This is a genomic window from Patescibacteria group bacterium, assembly GCA_027858235.1.
GTDB lineage: Bacteria > Patescibacteriota > Patescibacteriia > Patescibacteriales > BM507 > BM507.
Map to the genome: position 1 here is coordinate 1 of JAQIDC010000060.1, position 23,425 is coordinate 23,425.

Annotated in this window: 14 protein-coding genes; 12 read left to right on the forward strand and 2 right to left on the reverse strand. The window is 34.9% G+C overall.

The window, feature by feature from the left end; genetic code table 11:
- The first annotated feature begins 195 nt into the window (after window positions 1-195).
- The 12 genes from PF572_05195 (at window position 196) to radA (ending at window position 20,436) form a co-directional block, all read left to right on the forward strand.
- On the forward strand, window positions 196-873 hold the full coding sequence (locus tag PF572_05195; protein ID MDA3840462.1) for a hypothetical protein: 678 nt from the start codon (window positions 196-198) through the stop codon (window positions 871-873).
- Between the two features lie 14 nt (window positions 874-887).
- Window positions 888-8,546, forward strand: a complete 7,659-nt coding sequence (locus tag PF572_05200) for a hypothetical protein (GenBank protein ID MDA3840463.1) — start codon at window positions 888-890, stop codon at window positions 8,544-8,546.
- A 1-nt stretch (window position 8,547) separates the two neighbouring features.
- Window positions 8,548-9,132, forward strand: coding sequence for a hypothetical protein (locus tag PF572_05205; GenBank protein MDA3840464.1), 585 nt, complete (start codon window positions 8,548-8,550; stop codon window positions 9,130-9,132).
- Between the two features lie 6 nt (window positions 9,133-9,138).
- Entirely contained in the window at window positions 9,139-11,610 is a 2,472-nt protein-coding gene (locus PF572_05210; protein MDA3840465.1) for a hypothetical protein, read from the forward strand.
- 13 nt (window positions 11,611-11,623) lie between these two features.
- On the forward strand, window positions 11,624-12,814 hold the full coding sequence (locus PF572_05215) for a hypothetical protein (protein ID MDA3840466.1): 1,191 nt from the start codon (window positions 11,624-11,626) through the stop codon (window positions 12,812-12,814).
- A gap of 147 nt (window positions 12,815-12,961) precedes the next feature.
- On the forward strand, window positions 12,962-14,449 hold the full coding sequence (locus tag PF572_05220) for a hypothetical protein (protein ID MDA3840467.1): 1,488 nt from the start codon (window positions 12,962-12,964) through the stop codon (window positions 14,447-14,449).
- A 115-nt stretch (window positions 14,450-14,564) separates the two neighbouring features.
- Window positions 14,565-15,041, forward strand: coding sequence for a PrgI family protein (locus PF572_05225; GenBank protein MDA3840468.1), 477 nt, complete (start codon window positions 14,565-14,567; stop codon window positions 15,039-15,041).
- Window position 15,042: 1 nt separating this feature from the next.
- Window positions 15,043-15,726, forward strand: a complete 684-nt coding sequence (locus PF572_05230) for a hypothetical protein (GenBank protein ID MDA3840469.1) — start codon at window positions 15,043-15,045, stop codon at window positions 15,724-15,726.
- A 13-nt stretch (window positions 15,727-15,739) separates the two neighbouring features.
- A complete protein-coding gene (locus PF572_05235; GenBank protein ID MDA3840470.1) occupies window positions 15,740-17,623 on the forward strand; it encodes a conjugal transfer protein TraC in 1,884 nt (627 codons plus the stop codon).
- 34 nt (window positions 17,624-17,657) lie between these two features.
- Window positions 17,658-18,323, forward strand: a complete 666-nt coding sequence (locus tag PF572_05240) for a hypothetical protein (GenBank protein MDA3840471.1) — start codon at window positions 17,658-17,660, stop codon at window positions 18,321-18,323.
- A 30-nt stretch (window positions 18,324-18,353) separates the two neighbouring features.
- Window positions 18,354-19,094 (forward strand): thioredoxin domain-containing protein, encoded by a 741-nt coding sequence (locus tag PF572_05245; protein MDA3840472.1) that lies wholly within the window; start codon window positions 18,354-18,356, stop codon window positions 19,092-19,094.
- Window positions 19,087-20,436, forward strand: coding sequence for a DNA repair protein RadA (gene radA, locus PF572_05250; protein ID MDA3840473.1), 1,350 nt, complete (start codon window positions 19,087-19,089; stop codon window positions 20,434-20,436). Before PF572_05245 ends, radA begins: the two co-directional genes overlap by 8 nt.
- A 100-nt stretch (window positions 20,437-20,536) precedes the next feature.
- Here the strand turns inward: radA and recG are convergent, their stop codons facing one another.
- Window positions 20,537-22,606, reverse strand: a complete 2,070-nt coding sequence (gene recG / locus PF572_05255) for an ATP-dependent DNA helicase RecG (GenBank protein ID MDA3840474.1) — start codon at window positions 22,604-22,606, stop codon at window positions 20,537-20,539.
- Between the two features lie 68 nt (window positions 22,607-22,674).
- Window positions 22,675-23,226, reverse strand: a complete 552-nt coding sequence (locus PF572_05260) for a hypothetical protein (GenBank protein MDA3840475.1) — start codon at window positions 23,224-23,226, stop codon at window positions 22,675-22,677.
- Between the last annotated feature and the right edge of the window lie 199 nt (window positions 23,227-23,425).

A 23,425-nucleotide genomic window follows, 5' to 3' on the forward strand; every position in this document is an offset into this window, starting at 1 on the left:
TGTTAGAATGGATATTGTGGTACAACACCAAGAGATACCACTGGAGCCTTAACTTAATGTCTCCTGTGGATTACTTGCTAAATAATAATATGGTTTCCAATATGAGGTGGACTAGCACATAATTTGGAATATTTATTGGAAACATGTTATAATGTTGATAAGTTTTTAAATTAGAAATATCTTATATATATCCCCATGCAAGATATAAACAGGGATAATGCTTTTGATGAAAATGAAAGTTTATCACTTAATGAAAAACAGAAAAAGTCTGCCTACCATGAGGTGGGAACAGCCTTTGGTCAATTAGATAAAAGCCGGAAAATTGCTGTAATTTTTTTGGCTTTTTTTAGTATTATTTTATTTATTACCTGGGGAATAACTACTAAGAATAGGATAAATAATCCCTTAAATCCAGAGGTGTCTACTGATATTCCAGCCGAGATATATCAAGAAGAGGATAAAATCAATGTCGACAGTGATGGGGACGGACTAACCGATTGGGAAGAAGAGAATTTATATGACACTTCTCCCTATTTGGAAGATAGTGACAGTGATGGTGTTTCAGATAGTGAAGAAGTAAATAATGGCACTAATCCAACATGTAAGGAAGGTGAAACTTGTTTAGGGGACGTATTGCAAGAGGAAGAGCAAAATAAAAAGAATGAAGTAGAGTTGAATCAGTTTATTGATGAAAATATTAATCTGCAGTCAGAGGAAGAAATTGACGAAAATAATCTTTCAGAAGTTTTGGAGGGTGGTAGTGATGCAAGCACTTTAAGAGAAATGCTTTTGGATGCCGGGATGGACAAAACACTACTAGAAGCTATTTCAGATGAAGATTTGTTAAGTAGTTATAAAGAAATATTACAATAATTTTATATAAATATATGAATTTTTTTAGAAAAAGCAAAAAAATTAGTTTAAGTTTAATATTTGTTTTATTTCTTTTGGCTATCTTCCCATTTTTTAGAGTGAATGCAGATCCACGAATCATTATTAATGCCCCTGGTACTGATAGGGCAATTGATAGTAATACATCGGGGGATAAAGCAGAGTGGTCATGGCAAGAAGCTTGGGAGGATTTTAAATTAGCTTTACAAAAAAGTGGTTCCAAGGCCTTATCTTCTGCTCTGAGAAATTCTTTAAATAAAATAGCTTATGACACAGCGACTTATATTGGTTCTGGAGGAAGAGGACAAAACCCATTATTTATAACTGAAGGCTGGGGGACTTATTTAGGAAATATTGGTGATGAGGCAGCCGGAGAGTTTATTGAAAAGCTAGGAAGAGACCCAGGTTTCTATGGTACTTTTAATCTTTGTCAACCAAATCTAGATGTTCAGATAAAAATTGGGATGGGCCTTAAAGAGCAGTATAGACCTTCAAAACCTGTTTGTACTTTTACGGAAATGAAAGGAAATTGGGAGAATGAGCTTACAAGACAAGATTTTTTGTATAGGTTCAAAAGCATGTTTGACCCAGGTGGAAATGATTTACTTCAAGCATTCACTATGCACGCCAATATCATTGGGACTGTTGATAAAACTGAAAAATTAGGGGAATTAAGTAGAACTGAATCAGAGGGATGGATTGATGTTACTAATTTAGCTGGTGATAGAGAAGGCGCTCCTGGTTCTGCCAAAAGGGAACTCCAGGCAGCTCAAGATCTTTATACTGGTAATTTCGGAGACTTTACTGGAGATGCTTTAGTTGATGCTTCTAATGTATTTTTAAATCAATTAGCTATAACAGCTTTTCAAACTGCTATGAGAAAGCTGGGTGAAGGAGCCGGAAATTCTACTAGCCCTTACGATTGGTCAAGCTTAACGGCTTTTGAAGCTGGTCCAAATAATGCTGGTATTTCTGGGGTTGAAGGACAATTAACTCAGGTTATGAATTCTAATTTTTCTATTCGTGGTGATTATAATATTTTAGCTGAACTCACAATGTGTCCTAACCCAAATAAGGCAGGTCCAACTAATTGTGTAATAACAGATAAATTTAGAAATGCAGTTGAAGAGAAATTAACCGTTGGAGAGGCATTGAAGGGTGGATATTTGTTTGCTGATGGTGTTTTTGGTTTTAAGGCCGATGGACTAGAGCCTGCCTATATTGAAGGATATCCTTATCGTTCAATGTTGATTTTGAGAAAGTTTAGAATAATTCCTGTTGGCTGGGAACTAGCGGCTGAGTATATAAAGGAAAATGCAAGTCAAACTTATAGTATTGAAGACGCGATAAATTGTTATAGCTCAAATGATGATTACGGACCATATAGTCCAACTTCTCCAGCGAGTTGTTTAGGACTAGAAGGTCTTGTTGATCCAGACTGGGTCTTAAAGGCTCCTCTAAATTATTGTAAGAAAGAAGGTTCTGGACCAGAAATTCTACATCAAAGTGTTTCAGGTGAAAAAGAAAAAAGTGAATTAAGCATATCCAGAAATGATACTTATTGTGCTGATGAACAAACATGTATTGACGAAGAAGATGATGGATCTTGTAATATTTATGGATATTGCACAGAAGAGAAAAGAAGATGGAATTTTGGGACGGACTCTTGTGAGCCAAAATATAACACTTGCCAAACCTTCATGGCTAGTGATGGCTCCAAGGTTAGTTATTTAGAAAATACGCTTGATCTTGCTGATTGTAGTGTTGATAATGCCGGATGTGCAGAATATTTTACAAGCGCTTCTGCTTATGACTCAACTACCAATAATGTTACTTGGAGTACTAATCCAGCAACTGATCCTGTCCTATATTTTGATAACGACGTTTCTGAATGTTCTGATGGCGATGAGGGTTGCACTCAATTAATAAGAACAAAAGAGGGAATGGGTGCCAATTTATTACCTAATTCTAGTTTTGAAGACACCGTTGCTCTTAATGATTTTGAATATTGGGGAACTCTGGGATTAGAATCTGTTGATTCTCTGGATGGATATATGTCTCTGCAATTAAATACTATTTCAAGACAGGTAGAAGTAGGCCCTGCTGGTTATTTTGCTGCTGGTGATACTTATGTTCTCTCAGTTTATGCAAAAGATTGTGGAACGGACACTATTATGACTTTTGGTGGAGAAGGAATTATTGCTGGATCAGGATTTGCAACAACAAGCATTGGAAGTACCAATGAGTGGTCTGTATCTAGAGTTTCATATTCATTCCCAACCGGCCCACCTATAGCTTATAATTCAAATTTAGTAGAAATTACTTTTAATGTTCCAAGCGCTGGTGCCTGTCTTATCGATTCTATTAAATTAGAAAAGGGAAGTTCTGCTACAAGATATTCTTCTTATATGGACACGGGAGTAGTTTATGAAAAACTTATCCCAGAATATTTATATACTGATTGCTATGAGAATCCTTTTGCACCTACCCCAGACTATCGTTTATTGGACGCTAGACCTCTGGAATGTGATAATTTCTCAAGGATGTGTAATGTTGAAGAGGTCGGTTGTAATTTATATACTTCGATAAAAGATAATATTAGTGTGCCGGCAAAAGTTACTGCTCAGGATTATTGCCCAGATGTTTGTGTTGGTTATGATGCTTTTATTCAATCAGAATCATCTTTTGACTCCTTGCAAGATCAATTCTTTATTCCAAATACAGCCGAGTCTTGTTCAGCTCAATATGCAGGATGTGATGAATTCACAAACCTAGACAAGATTGAAGAAGAAGGTGAGGAATTAGAATATTATACTGAATTAAAACAATGTATTAAACCAAGTGACCCCTTAGCTGATTGCGGGGAATACTATACGTGGGAAGGTTCAAAAGAAACGGGATATCAGCTAAAAGTATTTAGCTTACAAAACGATCCAACCGGGACTGAACCGGATGTTACAACAAATGATGCTGCTGAGTGTTATGAAGCGATTTATTATGCTAGTTCAACTAGCCCACTTTACAATCCAGATTGCCGCGAATATTATGCTACCACTGGTCAGGTTTACTATCATCTTTATTCAAGGACTGTCACTTGTTCCGATAATTGTCACCCATATAGGAGAACAGAAGATAATGTTGTTAAAGACCCAACTGGATTAGACTATACTCAACCTGCATGTCTAGGTCTCGGTTACGATTTTGATACAGATCAAAATTATTGTGTTAATTGTATAAATGGAGGTGTCTGGAATACACAACATAATGCTTGCATCTACATGGCAGTCCCAGATGAGGGAGAAACCTGTTCTGCCCCGCAAGCTGGTTGTCGAGAATATGGAGGTAATTCAGGAAGCAATGTGAGAACTATTCTGAATGCTGATTTTGAAGGGGCTGTTCAGGGCTGGGTAGGCGCGGGGATAGGTGTTACCAACGAATCTTTAATGGTTGGAGGAAATTCTTTATTTGTACCAGGAACCACCGATGTGAGTTATGAACTTGGACATAATCTAAAAGAGGGGGATGCTTATGTTCTTAGCTTCCTGGCCAAGGGAGATGGAGCTGCCCTTACTCTAGATTTTAGTTTTGAAAATACATCTCCAACATCTACCCCTTTTTCACAACCAGTTAATTTGGAAGCTGATGAATGGGGAATTTATGAAATAAATTTATTAACACTTAATCACGAGATTGAAAGTGGAGAAAGACTAGTGATTACAGCAACAGGTGATTATTATATTGATGATATTCGTTTAACAAATATTCGAGATAGATATTATTTAATAAAAAATTCTTGGGTAATGCCTGAGGTCAATGGCCGTGATATTTGTAACTGGGATATTTTGGCGGATGTTGATACTCCCTTGTATTCATTATTCTGTGATCAATATACAGACAAAGACAACAAAGCATATAGTTTAAGAAAGTTTACAAATCTTTGCCAAGAGTCAGCGGTTGGTTGTGAAGTAATGATAGATACTCAAAATTCTGATAATTTTGATGCTGAAATATTACCAGGAGGAGCAACGGTTCCACAGGTAAATGTTCCAGCTGACGAATACATTTATGCAGTTTATGACGAAGAAAAACTTTGTGATTCAGTAAATGAAGGTTGCCAAAGAATGGGGAAGGCTACAACATATGAAAATCAAAAATTAACTCAAGATTTTTATATCAAAAACAATCCAGACGAATACGAAACAACAATTTGTTCAGCTACCGACACAGAATGCAAGGAATGGTCAACAAATGAAGGTTTAACTTATTTCAAAGATCCTGGTAATCAGATTTGTGAATGGAGACAAATTCCAGATATCGCAGACAGTCAATGGATGTGGTATAAAGCGCCAGTTAACAGATGTGATGACAATGACGATGGAATAATAAACACCAACGCCCCTAACACTGCCTGCTTATCTCCTCTCTGCGTTATTCTAGAGAATGATCTGTGTTTTGATGATAGTGATTGCACGGGAACAGGAGGATGTATTATTGATAGCAATTCTTATGATTGTCCTACAGATCAGTTAAAAACTATGGGTAAGGGTGGATTAGTAAATGGAGTACAACAACCAACGGACAATATTGACGGTTTCTGGGCAGGTTTGTGTCCAGCGGGAGAATCTGGGTGTACTGAGTATATCGATCCTATGTCCAAATTTTCTCCAGAACACTTGTTTAATTCTGATTTTAGTAGAAATTATGATGCAAACGCTGTGGCTGATGGTTGGGAATTGGGGATGCAGAGTACTTTCTTAAAACCATTTACTCTCTACGTACTTAGTGTTAGTGAGGCTAATAATGCTCATTTAAGTTCACCTGACACTATATACGAACTAGATGATAGCAATAACTTGTTAGGTACTAATGATATATATGTAGACTCATTGGCCGGGGAGAGACACAGTAGACTTTTCTACACCATAACCACTGCTAATTTTTCTGTAGATATCAATGTTAGTGATAATACTCCCGCCAATCCAAGCACAGTTAGTTTAAGAGAGGCCGTTGTCGATTATAAAATAGATAATTTCTCCACCGAAAATAAATGTAACGGTCTTATTAATTTTGAAGAAGGTTGCGTTTTATTTAATGAAAGAGAAGTGGTCAGTGGAGGTTTAAAGAGTTTAAATTGGGACGCTGATGAAACGTTTGAAGATGGCAATGGTATAGTCCCTGTCTCGGGCGCCCTAGGTGAAAACGATGCTAATAGAATATTAGAGGTTGAGCCAGACAGAGAATGTGGTGAATGGCTTGCTTGCAAGAGTTATGTGAAGAACAACGAAGGAAATAATGTCTGCTACGATGTTAGTCATTGTAATGATTTAGATGAAAATGGTAATTGTAGCAGTTTTGTAATAAAGGACATGGTCGATCAAACTCTTAATGTTTCAGTTAACGTTGGAGATATTGCCAATGCTTCTGGTTACAGCAAAATAGGCCATCAATTTAGTTCTTTCGACCAGGATTATTATCCAGTCGGGACCATGCTTCAAGTTGGTCAAGTAGCAAATTTTGGCAACGGAGGCTTTGAAATTTATGATGAGAATTTTCAGCCATCAGGATGGATAACTGCCGATGGTGATTGGAATAGAAATTATTTTGCAGTTATAAACAACCCCTATGAGGCTCAAATTGAGAATATTAACTACCCAGCTGAAGGAAGAAGCTTTTTGAAATATATGGGTGACTTAGTTGGCAGAGCACCTCTTTCTGAGTTTATTGAAGTCAATCCTAATATCGACTATGTTGTCAGTGCTATGGTTAATACAAAAAATATGAACAATAACAATAATACAATAGGCCAAATGACCCTAAGAATTATATATTTTGATATAAATGAAAATGAATTAGCCCATAGTGATCTAATAAGCGTTACCCAGGGAGCAGATTGGGAAACATATGAAGCTGACTTCACGACAGGAGCCAACACTTATAGAATAAAAATACAACTTTTAGGTAGCAATAATGACGGTGGTAATGTCTATGTAGATGCCATTAAGATAAGACCGTCCCTGGCTATAAAGAGTAATGATAAAGTTGAACAAACTTGTAGACTTTATCCTGAAGATGATTCATTGACTTGTGAATATTTTGATGATTCAGGAATAAACAAAAAAGGTTGGCTTGGTTATTGTCTAGAATATGATAGATACCCCGGCTCTGAAAATGCTTGTCTACTTTGGTTCCCTGTTGATAAAGTTGATGGAGATGGTGACGATGAAGGAAGAGGATATCTCGGTAAAGTTCCTGTTTATTATTCTACGGAAGGTGTAGCTGAAAGGACTTATGAATATAGACATGCAGTTTATATGGGAATGTTTTGTGGCGGAGACCCGGCTTGTCCTCCTGGGTATAATGGAAGATATACCACAGATCATGGTTGTTGCGGGACTCTTTGTTCTCATACAGACACTCGAGTTTGGTGTTTCCCAGGCAGCGCTCCTGATAGAATAAACACCGACGGAAGTCCAGACTCTCTTACTTCAGATTCCAATGCTACTCATTCAAGTGATGGATGGTATGAGTACAATGGCAGTTTATGGAATTACTACGGACGAAACATTAATATTCAGGCTTCAAATCCATACGCTACTTATTTATGCGATGGAGCTACTTCTTGCATAATAAACGAAGAACTTTTTAGATCAACTATCTACACAACCAAAATAGCAAAAACCGTTACAGAGGTTGGAGTAAATAAGTTTTGGTCAGGTCGTGTTTTTGAAGGAAGTGAATATACTGTTCCAATTGTTAATTATGTATATCAATATGATGATACACCTTTTGGTTCTATAAATCCGCCATTGCCAGTTAATAGTCCAGAATCTTGGGACGGAGATCCTAACGAGCCACTTATTCAAAGATTGGAATTTACCGACACAGGAAGTGCTCCAAATGCTGGGCAGATTTATGATTGTACAAACCCAGGAGGGGAGCCAACAAATTGTGATTATGTCTTAGATGATGGAGGAATTATTCCTTATTCATATAACGATCACCTAACTTTGGGTGATTACGGGCTTGATTACACCACTTTAGTTAAAAGAATTTTTGCTGAGAGTTATGGTACATGGGAATGGAATGGAACCAATTATGAAAAAACAACACTAGGCTGGGAACCGCCAACTCAAATTTGCCAAGGTAATGACTACAGAGAAGATTGTACAGATTTTGGATGTATTTGCCCTGCCAATGACACAGGTGTCCCTGTAGATCCATGTGATTGGTGTGCTATTGTTCCAGAAGTTTCAAATATCATGGTTAATGGGATAGCTACACCTCTAACTATTCAGGGTGATTCGTTTATCAATTTAACATTCAATACAAATGTCGATAGTCAACAGTTACCTTTAGTCGCCTATCACATTGACTGGGGTGATGGAGATATTACCTCTGTCACAAGTGTTAAAATGAGAGACAGACCAAGCCCAGAAAACCCTCATTCTCTTTATCATTTGTATAGTTATTGGAATTTGGTGTTTATGTATAATAGCGGTGTAGGAAATGTCGATTGCAGTGTTTCAGGCATCTGTACAGTAAGGCCAAGAGTGAGAATAAAAGATAATTGGGATTGGTGTAATGATGGATTAGCCCCTAATGATTGTACTATTTGGGAAGTACTAGCAAACCCAATTACAGTTAATCAAAACTAAGATGGCAGAAGAATATACAAGTAGAAATAATTCGGTTGATGCAGCTATTTTAAGAGGCCAAAAACAAAAAGCTCTTTCCAATAAAAATGATAGCAGCGATGAACAATGGGGGGAGGGGTTAGATAGGAAGATGGAAGAAAATTGGGATATATCTGAAGAAATTAATAATGCTAGAAAACTTTTTTCCAAGAAAGAAGCACTTAAATGGGGAATAAAAATGGGGTTTCATTTAAGAAGCAAAATAACTGAAACAAGGTTTGACGGTGCTTCATTTTTTACGGTTTTAACGATAAGCATTATTAAAGATTTTTCAGATTTTGCAACAGGAGGCTTGGCTAGCTATATTACTACCTGGATTATTACCCCAATCATATTTTTAGTGTTTTTTATGAGGAAGGGAAACTTCATTAAAAGACTTGCAATGAAAAGATTTATATTTGCACCAATAGTAGAACTAATTCCCTTTATTAATATTTTCCCAACATATACCTTGTTAACAATCATGTTAAAACTAAGAATGAATAAAAAAGTAACTAAATTGAAAGAAGATATTAGAGTATTAGACGAACAAATGCTAACAATATAGAAATTTATGAATTTCCTAAAAAATCTAAAAATAAATAAAAAGAAATCAACACTTTTGTTAAGCATTGTTCTTTTGGTTTTTGTTGGAGTTTTGGGAGATGCGCATGGCGCAAATGCTGCACTTTCTTGGAGTGATATTTGGAGCCCCTTTGATGCCCTTGGTGACGCGATACAGAGAATAGTTCTCTTGGTTATTGGTTTTTTTCTTCAGCTTTTGATTCTTCTCGTTGGGACGATAAATGTATTGGTAATTGAAACATTAATTACTATAGCCTCATATAATAATTTCATTAATGAACCTAGCATTGTCATGGCCTGGGCTGTTATCAGAGATTTTTGTAATATGTTTTTTATTCTCATATTACTTGTCATTGCTTTTGCCACCATTCTCCGAATAGAGAGCTATAATATGAAAAAATGGCTTCCAAAACTTCTTATAATGGCCGTGTTGATTAACTTTTCTAGAACAATCGCTGGGCTTATTATAGATTTTTCGCAAGTTTTTATGTTGACTTTTGTTTCGGCCATAGGGACAACAGGTGGGTCTATTATCGATGCTATGGGTATTCAAAAATATTTTACTTTAGCACTTACTGAACAAGTCTTGGATTTTGATGGTGAAGTTGATTTTAACAGTACTTTATTGGGTCTTTTTTTGGGGACAATTTTTTTGATTATAGCAACTGTGGTTTTAGGTGTTTTTCTTGCTGTCTTGGTTGTAAGAACCGTTATGCTTTGGATTTATGTCGTTTTATCTCCTTTGGCATTCCTTTTAGCAGCTTTCCCCGGCGGTCAAAAATATTCAACTCGTTGGTGGGATGAATTTATAAAACAAGTTATAACGGGGCCAATATTAATGTTCTTTTTTTGGTTGGCATTAATTACGTCGAGCGGTTTTGAAAAGTCCTCATTTAATCCGAAAGCATGCTTCGGCGTATTAGAGGCTGTATGTCCAGACATGTTTCTTCATTATGTTCTAGCGATTGGAATGCTTATGGGAGGTTTAATTATAACTTCTCAAGCTGGTGGCGCAGCTGGTGGCATAGCTAGTAAGGGAATGGGCGCTATAAATAAAGGCAAATCTTTTGCATTAAACAAGGCAGGGTCAGGGGCAGCAAGAGCAGGGAAGGCTACAGGAAGGACTAGCCTGGGGCTTGCTCGTGGGCTGGATAGAAATTTAGGAAGTGCCAGAGGAATGGAGGGAGGTCTTATTGGGACAGGAATGCAAAAGACCGCAAACCTCGCAATGCTAAAACCAATCACTAATAAGTTTAAACAGAGAAGAGAAAACAAGGAAAGAATGTACAAATTTTATACGGCTAAAAAAGAAGCCGAAAAATTTGCGGAAGGAAGTCAGGAGAGAACAGCTGCTTTTGCTAAATTGGAATATGAAGATGCTACCGGTAAAAAGCATAAATATCATGAACAAAATGGGTTCACCACAACACTGGATGGTGGAAAGAAGATAAAAGAAATGAAAGATGGTTCTGCAAAGATGTATGAAGGATCTTATTCTGCGAACAGTAATGCTTGGGCGGCAAAGAGAGCAGCTGAAGACAAGAAGATTGATGAAGAGGCAGCAAAACTAAAACAATCAGGGACATCAGAGGAAATGCTACACAAGAGAGCAAAAGATAAAGCATTATCAGAAGATCAAAGGAAGGGAGCAGCCTTAGCTCTTGGTTTAGATGCGGATTTCATTGGAGGGAAGAGTCATGAAGAAGTGAAAGAAATGAGAGATCTTTTAGGTGGGAATCAGATTCTTCAAAAGAAATTCGATGATTCATTGGTTAAAAAACATGCACACAATTTGTATGGCAATAGTGCTGAAGGGCAAGAAAAACTTAAGAAGGCAATTAAGAGAGGGAAAACTGACGAAATTATGGATAAGAGTTTCTATAGTGACGAAGTAGCCATGAAAACTTTTGAAGATGCTACAGGATCAAGTTTTGTAAAGAAGATTAAAAAGGCAGCTGATCACGACGATGATATTAAAGACTCAATCGTTACAGGACTTAAGGGGAATATGGAAAAAATTCCAAATGCAATAAATGGTAAGGGCCTGATAGAGCCAGTTAGAGAAGCAATGGTTGCAGTTACTGGTGATTTAAGTGCAGCACTTAAGGGAGTTAGCACAAAAGAGCAGATGGAGAAAGGAGTAGAAAGTCTCATAGGAGGAATGGCGACTGGAGATAGGGCTAAAATTAAGTTTGACAGTATTACGGCGGGGTCTAACGGCGTTAATAAAAATATTGACACAGAGCTGCAGTCGGAGTATATAATGAATGTTAATCAAGTTTTATCTAATAAGACAACATCAAAGCATCTAGAAATCATGGACAGAACTGAAGGAAAGGACATGCAGACAATAAAATATTTAGAAAAATTAGTAAAGGAGAGAAGCAGGACAAATAATGCAGTTAACCAAAATAGTTCTCAGGGACATACTGATGGGTCTAACCTTGGAAGAGAAGATTAATTTAATTTTAAAAATGAACACAACGTATAAAGAAAAATTAAAAAAACTACCTCAAAATATACAGGACATATTGCTTCTTAATGTTGGCGATAGAATAGAATATTATATCTATAAAAAGAATAATATTCTTGATAGCCGATACTATCTTATTGCCGACACCTTGAGTAAGGTTTATTTTAAAGAAATAGGGCTAGAAGAGTTATTGGTTGAAATAACTAATAATTTTAAAATTGAAGAGCCAGTCGCTAAAAAGTTAGCCATAGATTTAGTTGGGATGAGAATATTACCTATAAAAGATTATCTTAAAAACGAAGATTTTGATTATTTTTTTCATAGCCTTGGAGGGAACATGGATGATTACGAAAAATTTATTATATTTACACAAGAGGCAGTAGAGAAAGAATCTCGTGGAGAGGAAGTTGATATTAATAAGATTTTAGGGATTGAAATAGAGGTGGAAGAAAAAAATCAAGAAAAGAAAATTAGTAATATTGAATTTGATCCTAAGAAAGAAAAAATTGACAGTTTAAAAGTTTTTAAGACAACAGTCAGGCCATTGCTCGTTAGTGCAGACAAGGATATCTTAGAAGACTATAATTTAACACTTCTTGAATTAATTACAGATGATCCTAAGTTTAAGCGAGATCTCGAGGATAGTCTTTATGACAACAATGAAGCAATAACTGCTTCAAAATTTAAATTAGTTGGTCATGTTACAAAGCCAACAATTGGAAACTGGTTAAAAGATTTTATAAAAAAGAATGGAACAACAATGTTTTCAGATGTTGTTTTAATGGAATATTTAACCAAAACAGATAATACAAAAAATCTCTATACTAATGAAAGGGTTTTATTAAGTAAATTGTTACAACTTTATAGAAATCTAAAGTTTTACCCGAGCAGTCAAAAAGGATTACGAGAAGAAGATTGGGAAATTATTCCGTCGCAGGAAATTAAGGATAAAAAAGATAAACGTAGAACAATTGGAACTCCAAAAACAACAGCAGAAAGAAATATTGAAATAATGAAAGAAGAATCTAAGGATTTTAAAGATAACAGTTTGGAGAAATTAGCAATTGATGAAGAAATTAAGCATGAGAAAAAAGTAGAAGAACTTCGTTTTATGGCAACAAAGTTTGCAGAAGGGAGTCTTGAGAGAAAGGCAATTGAAGAAGAGCTTCATAAAATTGAACACAATAAATAAAAAAAATGTCATTACGAGGAACGATAGTGACGAAGTAATCTCCAGAGATTGCCACGTAATTCCGTTGACACTCCATTCCTCGCAATGACAAACAATTATATATAACCATAACTTTTAACTTTATACTTTTATCTTTTAACTAACTCCATGCTAGATTATTTAAATAAATTTAATTCACTACCTCAATATCTAAAGGATAAAATGTCAGATCCTTCTATTTTGGCTGCGATTAAAGAATTAGAAGAAAAATATGACATTAGTCTGGCTGCTGTTGTGATGAAGGTGATGGTCAAAGATATTTCTATTCTAGACTTGGCTCAATATTTTGTTTTTGAATATAGACTAGACGGAAAAAAAGCAGAAACGCTTGTGGAAGAAATGAAAGAAAAGGTTCTTTTTGTCTCTGCTGATTACCTTGGTTTTGAAACAAAAACAAAAAGAGATTTGTTGGGCGTTGAACAAAAGCCAGGTCAGATAGTAAATAAAGTAAAAACATCAAATTTCTTTTTCTCTTCAGAAGATGAAGAAGAGGTTTTACAGTTAACAAAAACACTAGGACCAAAAGACGAAGTGAAAGAGGTTAATGATGAAAGAATAAACAGCATTGTTGATGAGGTTGTATTTGAAACAGGTGTTAGTTTTAGTTCTGGAGATCTTTCAGAGCGTTTTGTAAAAGTTTTGAAAACTTATGCCCGTGGAGTTAGAAATAAAATAGATATAAAAATTACTCTCAGCAAGGATGTCGATAAAGGTGGTCTCGGTATGAGTAATGAGCGAGCAGAAGAGGTTTTGAAATCACTAGATAAAAGAAATAAAAAAGCAGAACAAAAATTACCGGAAATAAAATTGAAAGATGATAGTTTAGAGGGGAATACAGGCGGTGGCATTCCAGAAAAGAAGAATGATGTTGATAATTTCAGAAAAAAAATGGAAATAAAAGGAATAGAGCCGCAGAGAGATATGGAGTATGACTTATCTTCAATGCCGAAAAAAACCCCCACCACCCAGCCACCCGGTGGCTTCGCAGGACAGGCATCACTGGAAAAACCAGTGCCAATGCTTGACTCAAAGGGATTACCTATTCCAGTCCCTGTGGCAAAAAATGGAGAACAAATAAAATCAACCGATATCAAAGCCCCAACCCTACCAGTTGGTGAGTTAAAGGGGCAGACTCCGATGAAGGCACCTATAAAGATAGAAAATAAAAACCTAGATGATCGTATTGCTGGAACAGATGGTAAGTTTAAATCAAGAATATCAGCCCCAGAAACTGGCAGAAAAAAAGTAGAGGATGTAAAGGTTGTTCCAAAACTATCGGGTCCAATTGATGAACTTAGACATATGAATATCGTAGACTTTAGAAGACTCGATCCCGATCCCATGAGAGCTGCCGCCAAAATAAAAGAGAAGATTGGATTGCTTGAAGAAGATGGTTTTAGAAAGAGACTAGAAGGAATCAGGGCTTGGCGAGAAAGTAGAATAAATAATGAATATATTGAAATTGGCCGAAGAAGTATTGGACAAAAAAAACCCGTCAATGAAATAATTCACGACAAAAATATTAGTGGTCAGGACACCTTAAGAGAGGATGAATTTGAAGCAATATTAAACCTAAATAGAGAAATTAGATACTAGACCCCCTACTCCGCCAGCTGGCGGATTCGGAGGGCAAGCTCTCTTAAGTAGTATCTTATGAAAAAAAATAAGTTTAGATAAAAACAAAAAGTTAGAATAAGCAAATAAATTTTTTATGCAACAGTTTACAGTCCCACAATTTATCGATGTAGAAGATAAAATTTTCGGTCCTATAACCGTAAGGCAATTTGTTATTATCCTTGCAGGATCTTTGATGCTGTTTGTTATTTTTAAGTTTTTTAGTTTACTTTATCTATTGACCGTTGGTGTTTTTATTTTAGTAAACATGATTCTTTTTGCCTTTTTTAAAGTAGCTGGTAGACCATTTCATTTTTTTGTTTTAAATTTTATTCAAACTCTTCTGAAAGCAAGCCTTCGAGTTTGGAAAAATATTCCAAGTGGTGAAGTAAAAGAAGAAATAATTAGTCAAAAAATTGAAACAAAAAGAATTAGAAAAAGACAGTATACATCATCTCGTTTGGCCGAACTATCTCTCATAGTTGATACTCAAGGCAAATTTAGGCACGAAGAACTAAAAGAAAATATTAATCTCGGTGAGAGTCTAAAAAACAAAATGAACGAAATATTATAATATGACAAATAAAGGAAAATTGGCAAGATCAAAAGTTGGAGCAGCAACTCAAAAATATATAGACATAGGTGAAATCAAGGAAGATATTGTTGTTATGCGTGATGGAACTATGAGAGTTGTTTTATTAATTTCTAGTATTAATTTTGCTCTAAAAAGTGAAGATGAACAAAATGCTATTATCGGTTCTTATGTTAGTTTCCTAAACAATATTAGCTTTCCATTGCAGATAATAATTCAATCTAGAGAGTTAAATATAGAAGATTATATCCTTAGATTAAAAGAAAAAGAAAAAGAGCAAACGAATGAATTATTGAAAATGCAAACAGGGGACTATATTTCCTACATTCAAGAATTGGTTGCAATGAGTAAAATAATGAACAAAAGATTTTATATAGTCATTCCATACAACCCTTTGTCTGATAAACAGAAGGGATTTTTCCCAAGACTCTTTGATTTACTGAGACCAGATACAACAATCAAAATGAAAGAAAAAGTATTTGTGAACAGAAAAAAAGAAATTATGAGAAGAGTTGACAACGTCATAAGTGGCTTGAATTCAATGGGTCTTAGTTCAGTCCAGCTTGATACCCAGAGCTTGATAGAACTTTATTATAATACCTACAACCCAATAACTTCAGCAAATGAAAAATTGGTTGATGTTGATAAACTAAGAGTAAATAAATAAAGCGTGATTTAATATGGTTAATTTTAAAAAATCAAATAATCTAGATAGTGATAAGAAAAAAGTAGATGAATATACTATTCGTGAAAGAAGTCTTGCTGAAGTCACAAAAGAGTATATTGAAGAAGAGAAGGAATACAGGCGTGGTTCCCTATCCATAAAAGACCTTATTGCCCCAGCTAGTTTTCAGGTCAACCCTGGATATTTAAAATTGGGTGATAAGTATGTTAGGACTATTTTTGTTATTACATATCCGAGATATATTAGTGTTGGTTGGTTTGCCCCTATCATTAACCTCAACTCTACATTTGATGTTTCGATGTTTTTCTATCCGGTGGGGAGCACTATGGTTTTAAAACAATTAAAAAATAAAGTTGGTGCCCTAGAGGCTCAAATCATTTCAGATGCAGAAAAAGGAGCAGCTCGGGACCCTCTAAGAGAAACCGCTTTGCGTGATATTGAAGCCCTGAGAGATGCCCTTACTCAGGGAATTGAAAAGTTTTTTCAATTTGCTCTTTACGTCACAATCTATGCCGACACAAAAAAAGAGTTAGACAGAATGAGTGATGAGGTTGAAGATATCTTTGGTTCTAGGTTGGTTTATTCTAGGAGAGTTTTTTATCAAGCTGAGCAAGGATTCAATTCTACCATGCCTCTTGGCAATGATGAATTGTATATTGCCTTTAATATGAACTCATCTCCAATCGCTTCTTCATTTCCTTTTATTTCATCAGAATTAACTAGCGACAATGGCATTCTTTACGGAATAAATAGACATAACAATAGTCTAATTTTATTTGATAGATTTAGCTTGCAAAATGCCAATACTGTCGTATTCGCGACTTCCGGTGCTGGTAAAAGTTATGCTATTAAATTAGAGGTTTTGCGTAGTCTAATGCTTGGAACAGATGTTATGATTATTGACCCCGAATTTGAATATAAATATTTGTCTGATGCGGTTGGTGGAACCTATATTAACTTATCACTCTCATCAGAAAATAAAATTAATCCTTTTGATTTGCCAAGGTCTATCGGGGGTGATTCAAAAGCAGGAGACATTATTAGAAGTGCTGTTATTACAGTTAAAGGTCTTATTAGACTTATGCTTGGTGATATGACGCATGAAGAGGATTCTATCATTGATAGAGCTCTTCTTGAAACATATGCCAAAAAAGATATTACAGCCGATAGTGATTTGGCAGAAATTGAGCCACCTATTATGCAGGATTTTCAAGATATTTTGGAAGGAATGGAAGGTGGGGGAAGTTTAGCACTTCGACTAAAGAAATATACAGAAGGAACATTTTCAGGCCTTTTTAATAGTCCAACCAATGTAGAAATGGATAATAATCTAGTTTGTTTTTCTGTACGTGACTTAGAGGATGAATTGAGGCCAATAGCTATTTATATGGTTATTAACTATATTTGGAATGTTGTTAGATCGGAAATGAAAAAGAGAATTCTCGTTATCGATGAAGCCTGGTGGTTAATGCAACACGAAGATAGTGCCAAATTTATTTTTGCACTTGTGAAAAGATGTCGTAAATATTATCTCGGGGTTACCACAATTACACAGGATGTAAATGACTTTTTGACATCACCTTACGGCCGAGCTATCGTAACAAATTCATCCCTGCAACTTCTTCTAAAACAGTCTACGGCTGGCATTGATTTGGTCCAAAAGACTTTCAACCTAACAGAAGGTGAAAAATATTTACTTTTAGAATGTGGCTTAGGTGAGGGAATCTTTTTCGCTGGCTCCAAACACGCTGCAATTAAGGTCGTGGCCTCCTACACAGAAGATCAACTAATAACCTCAGATCCAAGGCAACTTTTGCAGATAGAAGACTCTAAAAAGGAGTTTGATGAGTCCGTGGCTGACGAATATGATACAAGATAGAAAAAATTCTTAAAATAGTTTATAATATCATTATATGAATACAAAAATTGTAGGAATTCTAATAATAGTCCTAGGCTTAGCTGGTCTTTTTGGAGGTGCTTATTATGTCTATAGACAGATGTATTATGTTCCAGATGAACCAGTGATAATAATCCAGAAAGAGGAAGAGAAAAAAACAACACCAGTAACTATTGAGAATAAAAATTCATATAATATCCCAATTAAAACCGAAAATGGCAGTGTAGAAAAAATAATAGAACTTCAAAAGAAAACTGTTGTTATAAGTGGTAAGGAAGAGCAGGAGGTAAATGAAAGCTCAATGACAGAGGAACAACTAAAAAGAACAGCTTCACTTTTTATTGAAAGGTTTGGTTCATATTCAAATCAGTCTAACTTTTCTAATGTTAGTGATTTGAAAATATACATGAGCAATAATATGAAAATATGGGCTGATGATTTTCTTAAAAAGAATAATATAGACAGAGATATTAGTGTTTACTACGGCATTACTACAAAATCTATATCTCAAAAAATTGAAACAATAGACGTAGGAACAGGGGAAGCCAGTATATTGGTTAATTCATTAAGAAGAGAAAGCGGAGGAACTCTTTCTGAGGATAATTCTTTTTATCAAGAAGTGCTGGTAAAATTCGTTCTTGAAAAAGGTTTTTGGAAAGTTGATAGCGCTAACTGGAGGTAATAGACTAAATTTTACAATTATTATTTAAATATGCAAAAAGAAAATATTAAAATATCATCATTTGTTTTTATTACATTCTCACTGTCTGCTTTTGCAGTGGTTAGTTTCTTGTACTTGTTTTTAAGTTCTAGAATACATTACACTCAAGCAGACAAAAAAGTATATGCTATAGAGGAAGTATATTATAACGAAAATATTAACTACGATGACCCATACTTAACAAAAGCAAGCGGATTCAAAAATTCGATTAATGGTCCTATAATTTCAAATTTCGATCCATATCTTGGTGACTTTGATGCTCCAGTGAAAATAATTGTATATTCAGATTTTACTTGTCGTTATTGTCTCGAACAAGAGCAAATTATAAAAAATGTTTTAAAAAAATATAGTGGTAGTGTAAGATATATTTGGAAAGATTATCCAGAATCAAATATTGATTCTCTTTCTTTCAAGGCATCTCTCTCTGCTAGGTGTGCCCAAAACCAAGACAAATTTTGGGAGTTTCATGATAGTCTTTTTGCAAACAACACTGGTCTAAATGAAGAGGGGATATTTAAGATTGCAAACAGACTAGACCTGGACATAGATAGTTTTAAAACATGTTTCAATGAAAAAAAGGCACTCCCTTTAATCTTAAGTAACATAGAGGAAGCGAATGCTATTGGAATTATTGGAGTCCCTAACGTTTACATAAATGATAAAGAATTCATTGGAAGTGTTAGTGAGGAAGAATTCTCTATGATTATAGAAAATGAACTAAAAGATGACTAAAATATCAGAAATATATGTCTGTGAAAAATGTGGCGCCCAACATCCTAAATGGAGTGGGCGTTGTTTAGAGTGTGGATCTTGGAGTAGTCTAAAAAAAGAACTTCAAGACAGAAAAACAATAGAGAAAAAGGAAACTGAAAAAATAAGTCCTGCAGTGGTTGTCGATTTTAATAATTTACAAAAAGAAAAAGTAGTAAGAAGTGAAGTCGGCATATCAGAAGTTGATAGAGTTTTTGGCGGTGGTTTGGTTTCAGGTTCATTAGTACTCTTTGCGGGTGAACCAGGAATTGGAAAATCAACGCTATTAACTCAAATTTCAGACTCCTTGGCGAAGAAAAATAAAGCAACTGTTCTCTATATTAGTGGGGAGGAATCATCAAACCAAGTTAAAGATAGATTTGTTAGATTGAAATGTGATCTAGTTGATATAAAATTTGTTGGTGATACAAATCTTGAGAAAATAATCTCGGCCATAAAAGAAATAAAACCTTCATTTGTAGTAGTTGATTCTATCCAGACTATTTATTCCTCAATGATTCCATCGGAATCGGGGAGTGTGACCCAAATTAGAGCTTGTACATCCAAATTTATGGAACTTTCTAAGGAAACAGGTATTTCAGTTATCTTAGTCGGGCATATTACAAAAGATGGTAATGTTGCTGGTCCAAAAACTTTAGAGCACATGGTTGATGTCGTTGTTTATCTTGAAACTGATAATTCTCAAATGTATAGGATGATGAGGACAACAAAAAACAGATTTGGTTCTACAAACGAGATAGGAATATTTGAAATGAAGGAAGATGGTTTTACTGAAGTTAAAAATCCTTCTTCTGTTTTTATAAATGATGAACTTGAGACATTCCCAGGTTCAGTTGTCAGTTCTCTTATTGAAGGAACACGCTCCTTCTTGGTTGAAATTCAGGCGCTTGTCTCAAAAACAATGTTTGGATATCCTCAAAGAAAGTCATCTGGATTTGACCTGAATCGTCTTCAAGTCCTCTCCGCAGTACTTTCAAAGAGAACTTCAATAAATTTATTCAATCAAGACATTATTCTGAATTCAGTAGGTGGTATCAAAATAAATGACCCAGCTCTTGATTTAGCAGTATGTCTTTCTATTGCCTCATCTTTTCTGGATAAATCTTTAAAACAAAAGACAATAATATTGGGAGAAGTTGGTCTCGGAGGGGAGGTTAGAAACGTTTCGCATATTGACGCCAGACTCAAAGAAGCAGAAAAACTAGGTTTTGAGAAAGCAATAATTCCTGATATGAAAACAAGCAATAAAAAATTATTACTCGTACGTGTTAAAAATTTACCTGAAGCAATTAAAAATATTTAATAATTTTTATTCTCCTCTTGACAAGGTGAATTGCGAAGCAAGAGAGGGTGCTCTGGGGTAGAGGAGTACCGCGAAGCGGGGAGGTGTGTATATGTTTTTTTTATTCCAAGTGAATATTCTTATTAAAATCGGCCACTTTTTTTGCTAAAATTGGGTAATTATCAAGGCTTGGATTGGTCTCTAGAATTTCAGAGGCCTTTTTTCTTGTTTGTTTTATGAGCTCGTAATCAAATAGGGTGGCTATCTTTAATTCTGGAAAACCTTTTTGAATTGTTCCGTAGAACTCTCCAGGGCCTCGAAGTTTAAGATCAATTTTTGATAATTCAAATCCGTTGTTATATTTCTCCATTGCCTCTAGTCTTTCCCGTGTGTTGTCTGATCTATTATCTGAGGAAAGAAAACAATATGACTGATGTTCTCCTCTGCCAACTCTTCCTCTGAATTGGTGTAATTGAGATAGCCCAAACCTATCAGCTTCTTCAATCAATATAATACTTGCATTCGGTATATCTATCCCAACCTCAATCACGGAGGTTGAAACCAAAATATCAATTTCTTTATTTACAAATTTATCCATTACATTTTTTTTATCATCACTTTTTAACTTACCATGGAGCATTTCAATATTTAGGTCAGGGAAAATATTTTTGTTCAATTTTTCATACTCCTCGGTGACAGACTTAAGCCCGAGTTTATCAGAAATATCAATTAAGGGACAAACCACAAAGGCTTGTCTTCCTTTTTTTATTTCCTTTCTTATGAAATCATAGAGATTTCCCTGATTCTTGTCATTAATTATTTTTGTAATAATTGTTAATCTATTTTTTGGCATTTCATCAATAATTGAAATATCCAAATCTCCATAGATGGATAGGGCAAGAGAACGGGGGATAGGAGTAGCTGTCATGGACAGAAAATGAGGAGAAAAATTCTTGGGAAGACCGCTTTTTTCAAGAATCTTTTGTCTTTGCCCAACGCCAAAACGATGCTGTTCATCCACAACAACGAAAGATAGGTTTTTGAAACTTATATCAGCTTGTATCAAAGAGTGAGTGCCAATTATTAAATCAACTTCACCCTTTTTGATTTTACTTAAAAGTATTTTTTTTGTAGATTTTTCCTTTCCTAAAAAATATTTAGTTCTTGTAACAAGCGCAATATTAATATTCTGTTTTGCAAATAAGCTAGATAGAGTTTGAAAGTGTTGCTGGGCTAAAATTTCAGTTGGGACCATAAAGGCGGATTGTTTTTTATTTAAAAAACAATTTAGGAGAGCAAGAGAGGCGACGGCAGTTTTCCCGCTTCCAACATCACCCTCGAGAAGCCTCGACATTGGAGTTTCATTTTGTATATCACCAATAATCTCCCATGAAGTTTTTCGTTGAGAATCCGTTAGTTGAAATTCAAGTCCATCAACAAAATCCTTGGTTTCTTTCTCAAAAAAATTAAGTTTGTTGGCTTTTCTGTCCTTGAGAGTCCTTTTTAGGATTAGAGATCTAAGCTGGACCAAAAACATTTCACTGAAAGCAAGTCTCCTTTGAGCGGTATCAATATCTTCTTTTGTGTCAGGAAAATGAATTTTATTTATTGCGTGTTCGAGTCTTTCTAAATTAAACTCAGATAATATATTTTCAGGAATAATATCCTCCAAGAGATGAGTATACTTTATAATAGCGTTAATCAGAAATCTAATTTGTTTTTGGCTAATATTGGATGTAGAATGGTAAATTGGAACTAGCCCTTGAGTATGAATATTATCTGAATTGCCAATCTTTTCGTAGCCAGGAGATTTCATCAAAAATGATCCATAATCATCATCGACTTTGCCAGAAAGAGAAACCTTGTCGCCAATTTTTAAGTTTTTACCAATAAATGCTTGGTTAAACCAAATTACCTTTATACTTTCACTGTCGTCAGAAACAAGAGCTTCAGTAATACTAATTTTTTTCCTTGGGCTTTTTTTAGATTGAATCATTTCTATCGTTCCACTTATGTTCACGAGCTCACCCAGCCTGATATCAGATATTTTCTTGGTTTCACTATAATCATCATACCTAAAAGGAAAGAAATATAACAAATCCTCAATAGTCTTTATTCCAAGTCTTTCGAGTCTTTTGGCAGTGGTTTCACCAACCCTATTCAAAAATTTAATATTTGTATTTAAATCCATGTATTTATATTGTAACATAATAAAATAAGTAATAAAAAACCCCAAATTAGTGTTTGGGGTGTGTAAGATTATTGAGCTTTACTCCATGTTTTTTGAAGTGGCCAGCTTGTAGTTCCAATATTGTTTACGGAATAGTCAGTATAATCAATTTCTTTTCCCATTTCTTGGATTTCAGGGTAAATTCTTTGCAAGATATGAATATTACCCCATGGATATTTAATAAAAAAATCAGGAAAGCCAACTGACTTGATCATTTTCATGGTTATTTCTGAAACAATGGCTATAGCAGCCTCACGTTCTTCCTCACAAAATATTTGGTGAGCTTCAACTTCTTCTTTTGATGTATATTTTGGAATAATCATTTTTGGGCTTTTTTGGTAAACCCTTAGGTTAAAACAGGCAATAAATGGCCTCGGTTTTTCAAGCGGGAGGCGATTGCTTTCCTGAGTAATATTAAAAGTTGATTCAATGTCTTTATTTGCAGTAAGTGCCTTTAATGATTCTGAAAAATTTGAAATTTTTTTTAAAGTTAAAGAGATGTTTTCAAGATCAATTGGTAGTTCTACACTAAACAAAATTCCAAAACCAATCTCAACCACACAAACTTTCATTTTTTCCATAACTTCTCCTTTTATGTAGGGCGGTTTTTAATGTACAATAATTGAGAACATTATCATAGAAAATCAATAGAGTCAATTTGGTGCACTCGACCATGTTACAGTTGACACTATGAAGCTTTCATATGAAGAAAAGATATAGAAAAATGTGGGAAATAGATATTGGGGTTAAAATGTCTGAAAAATATGATAATATTGATAG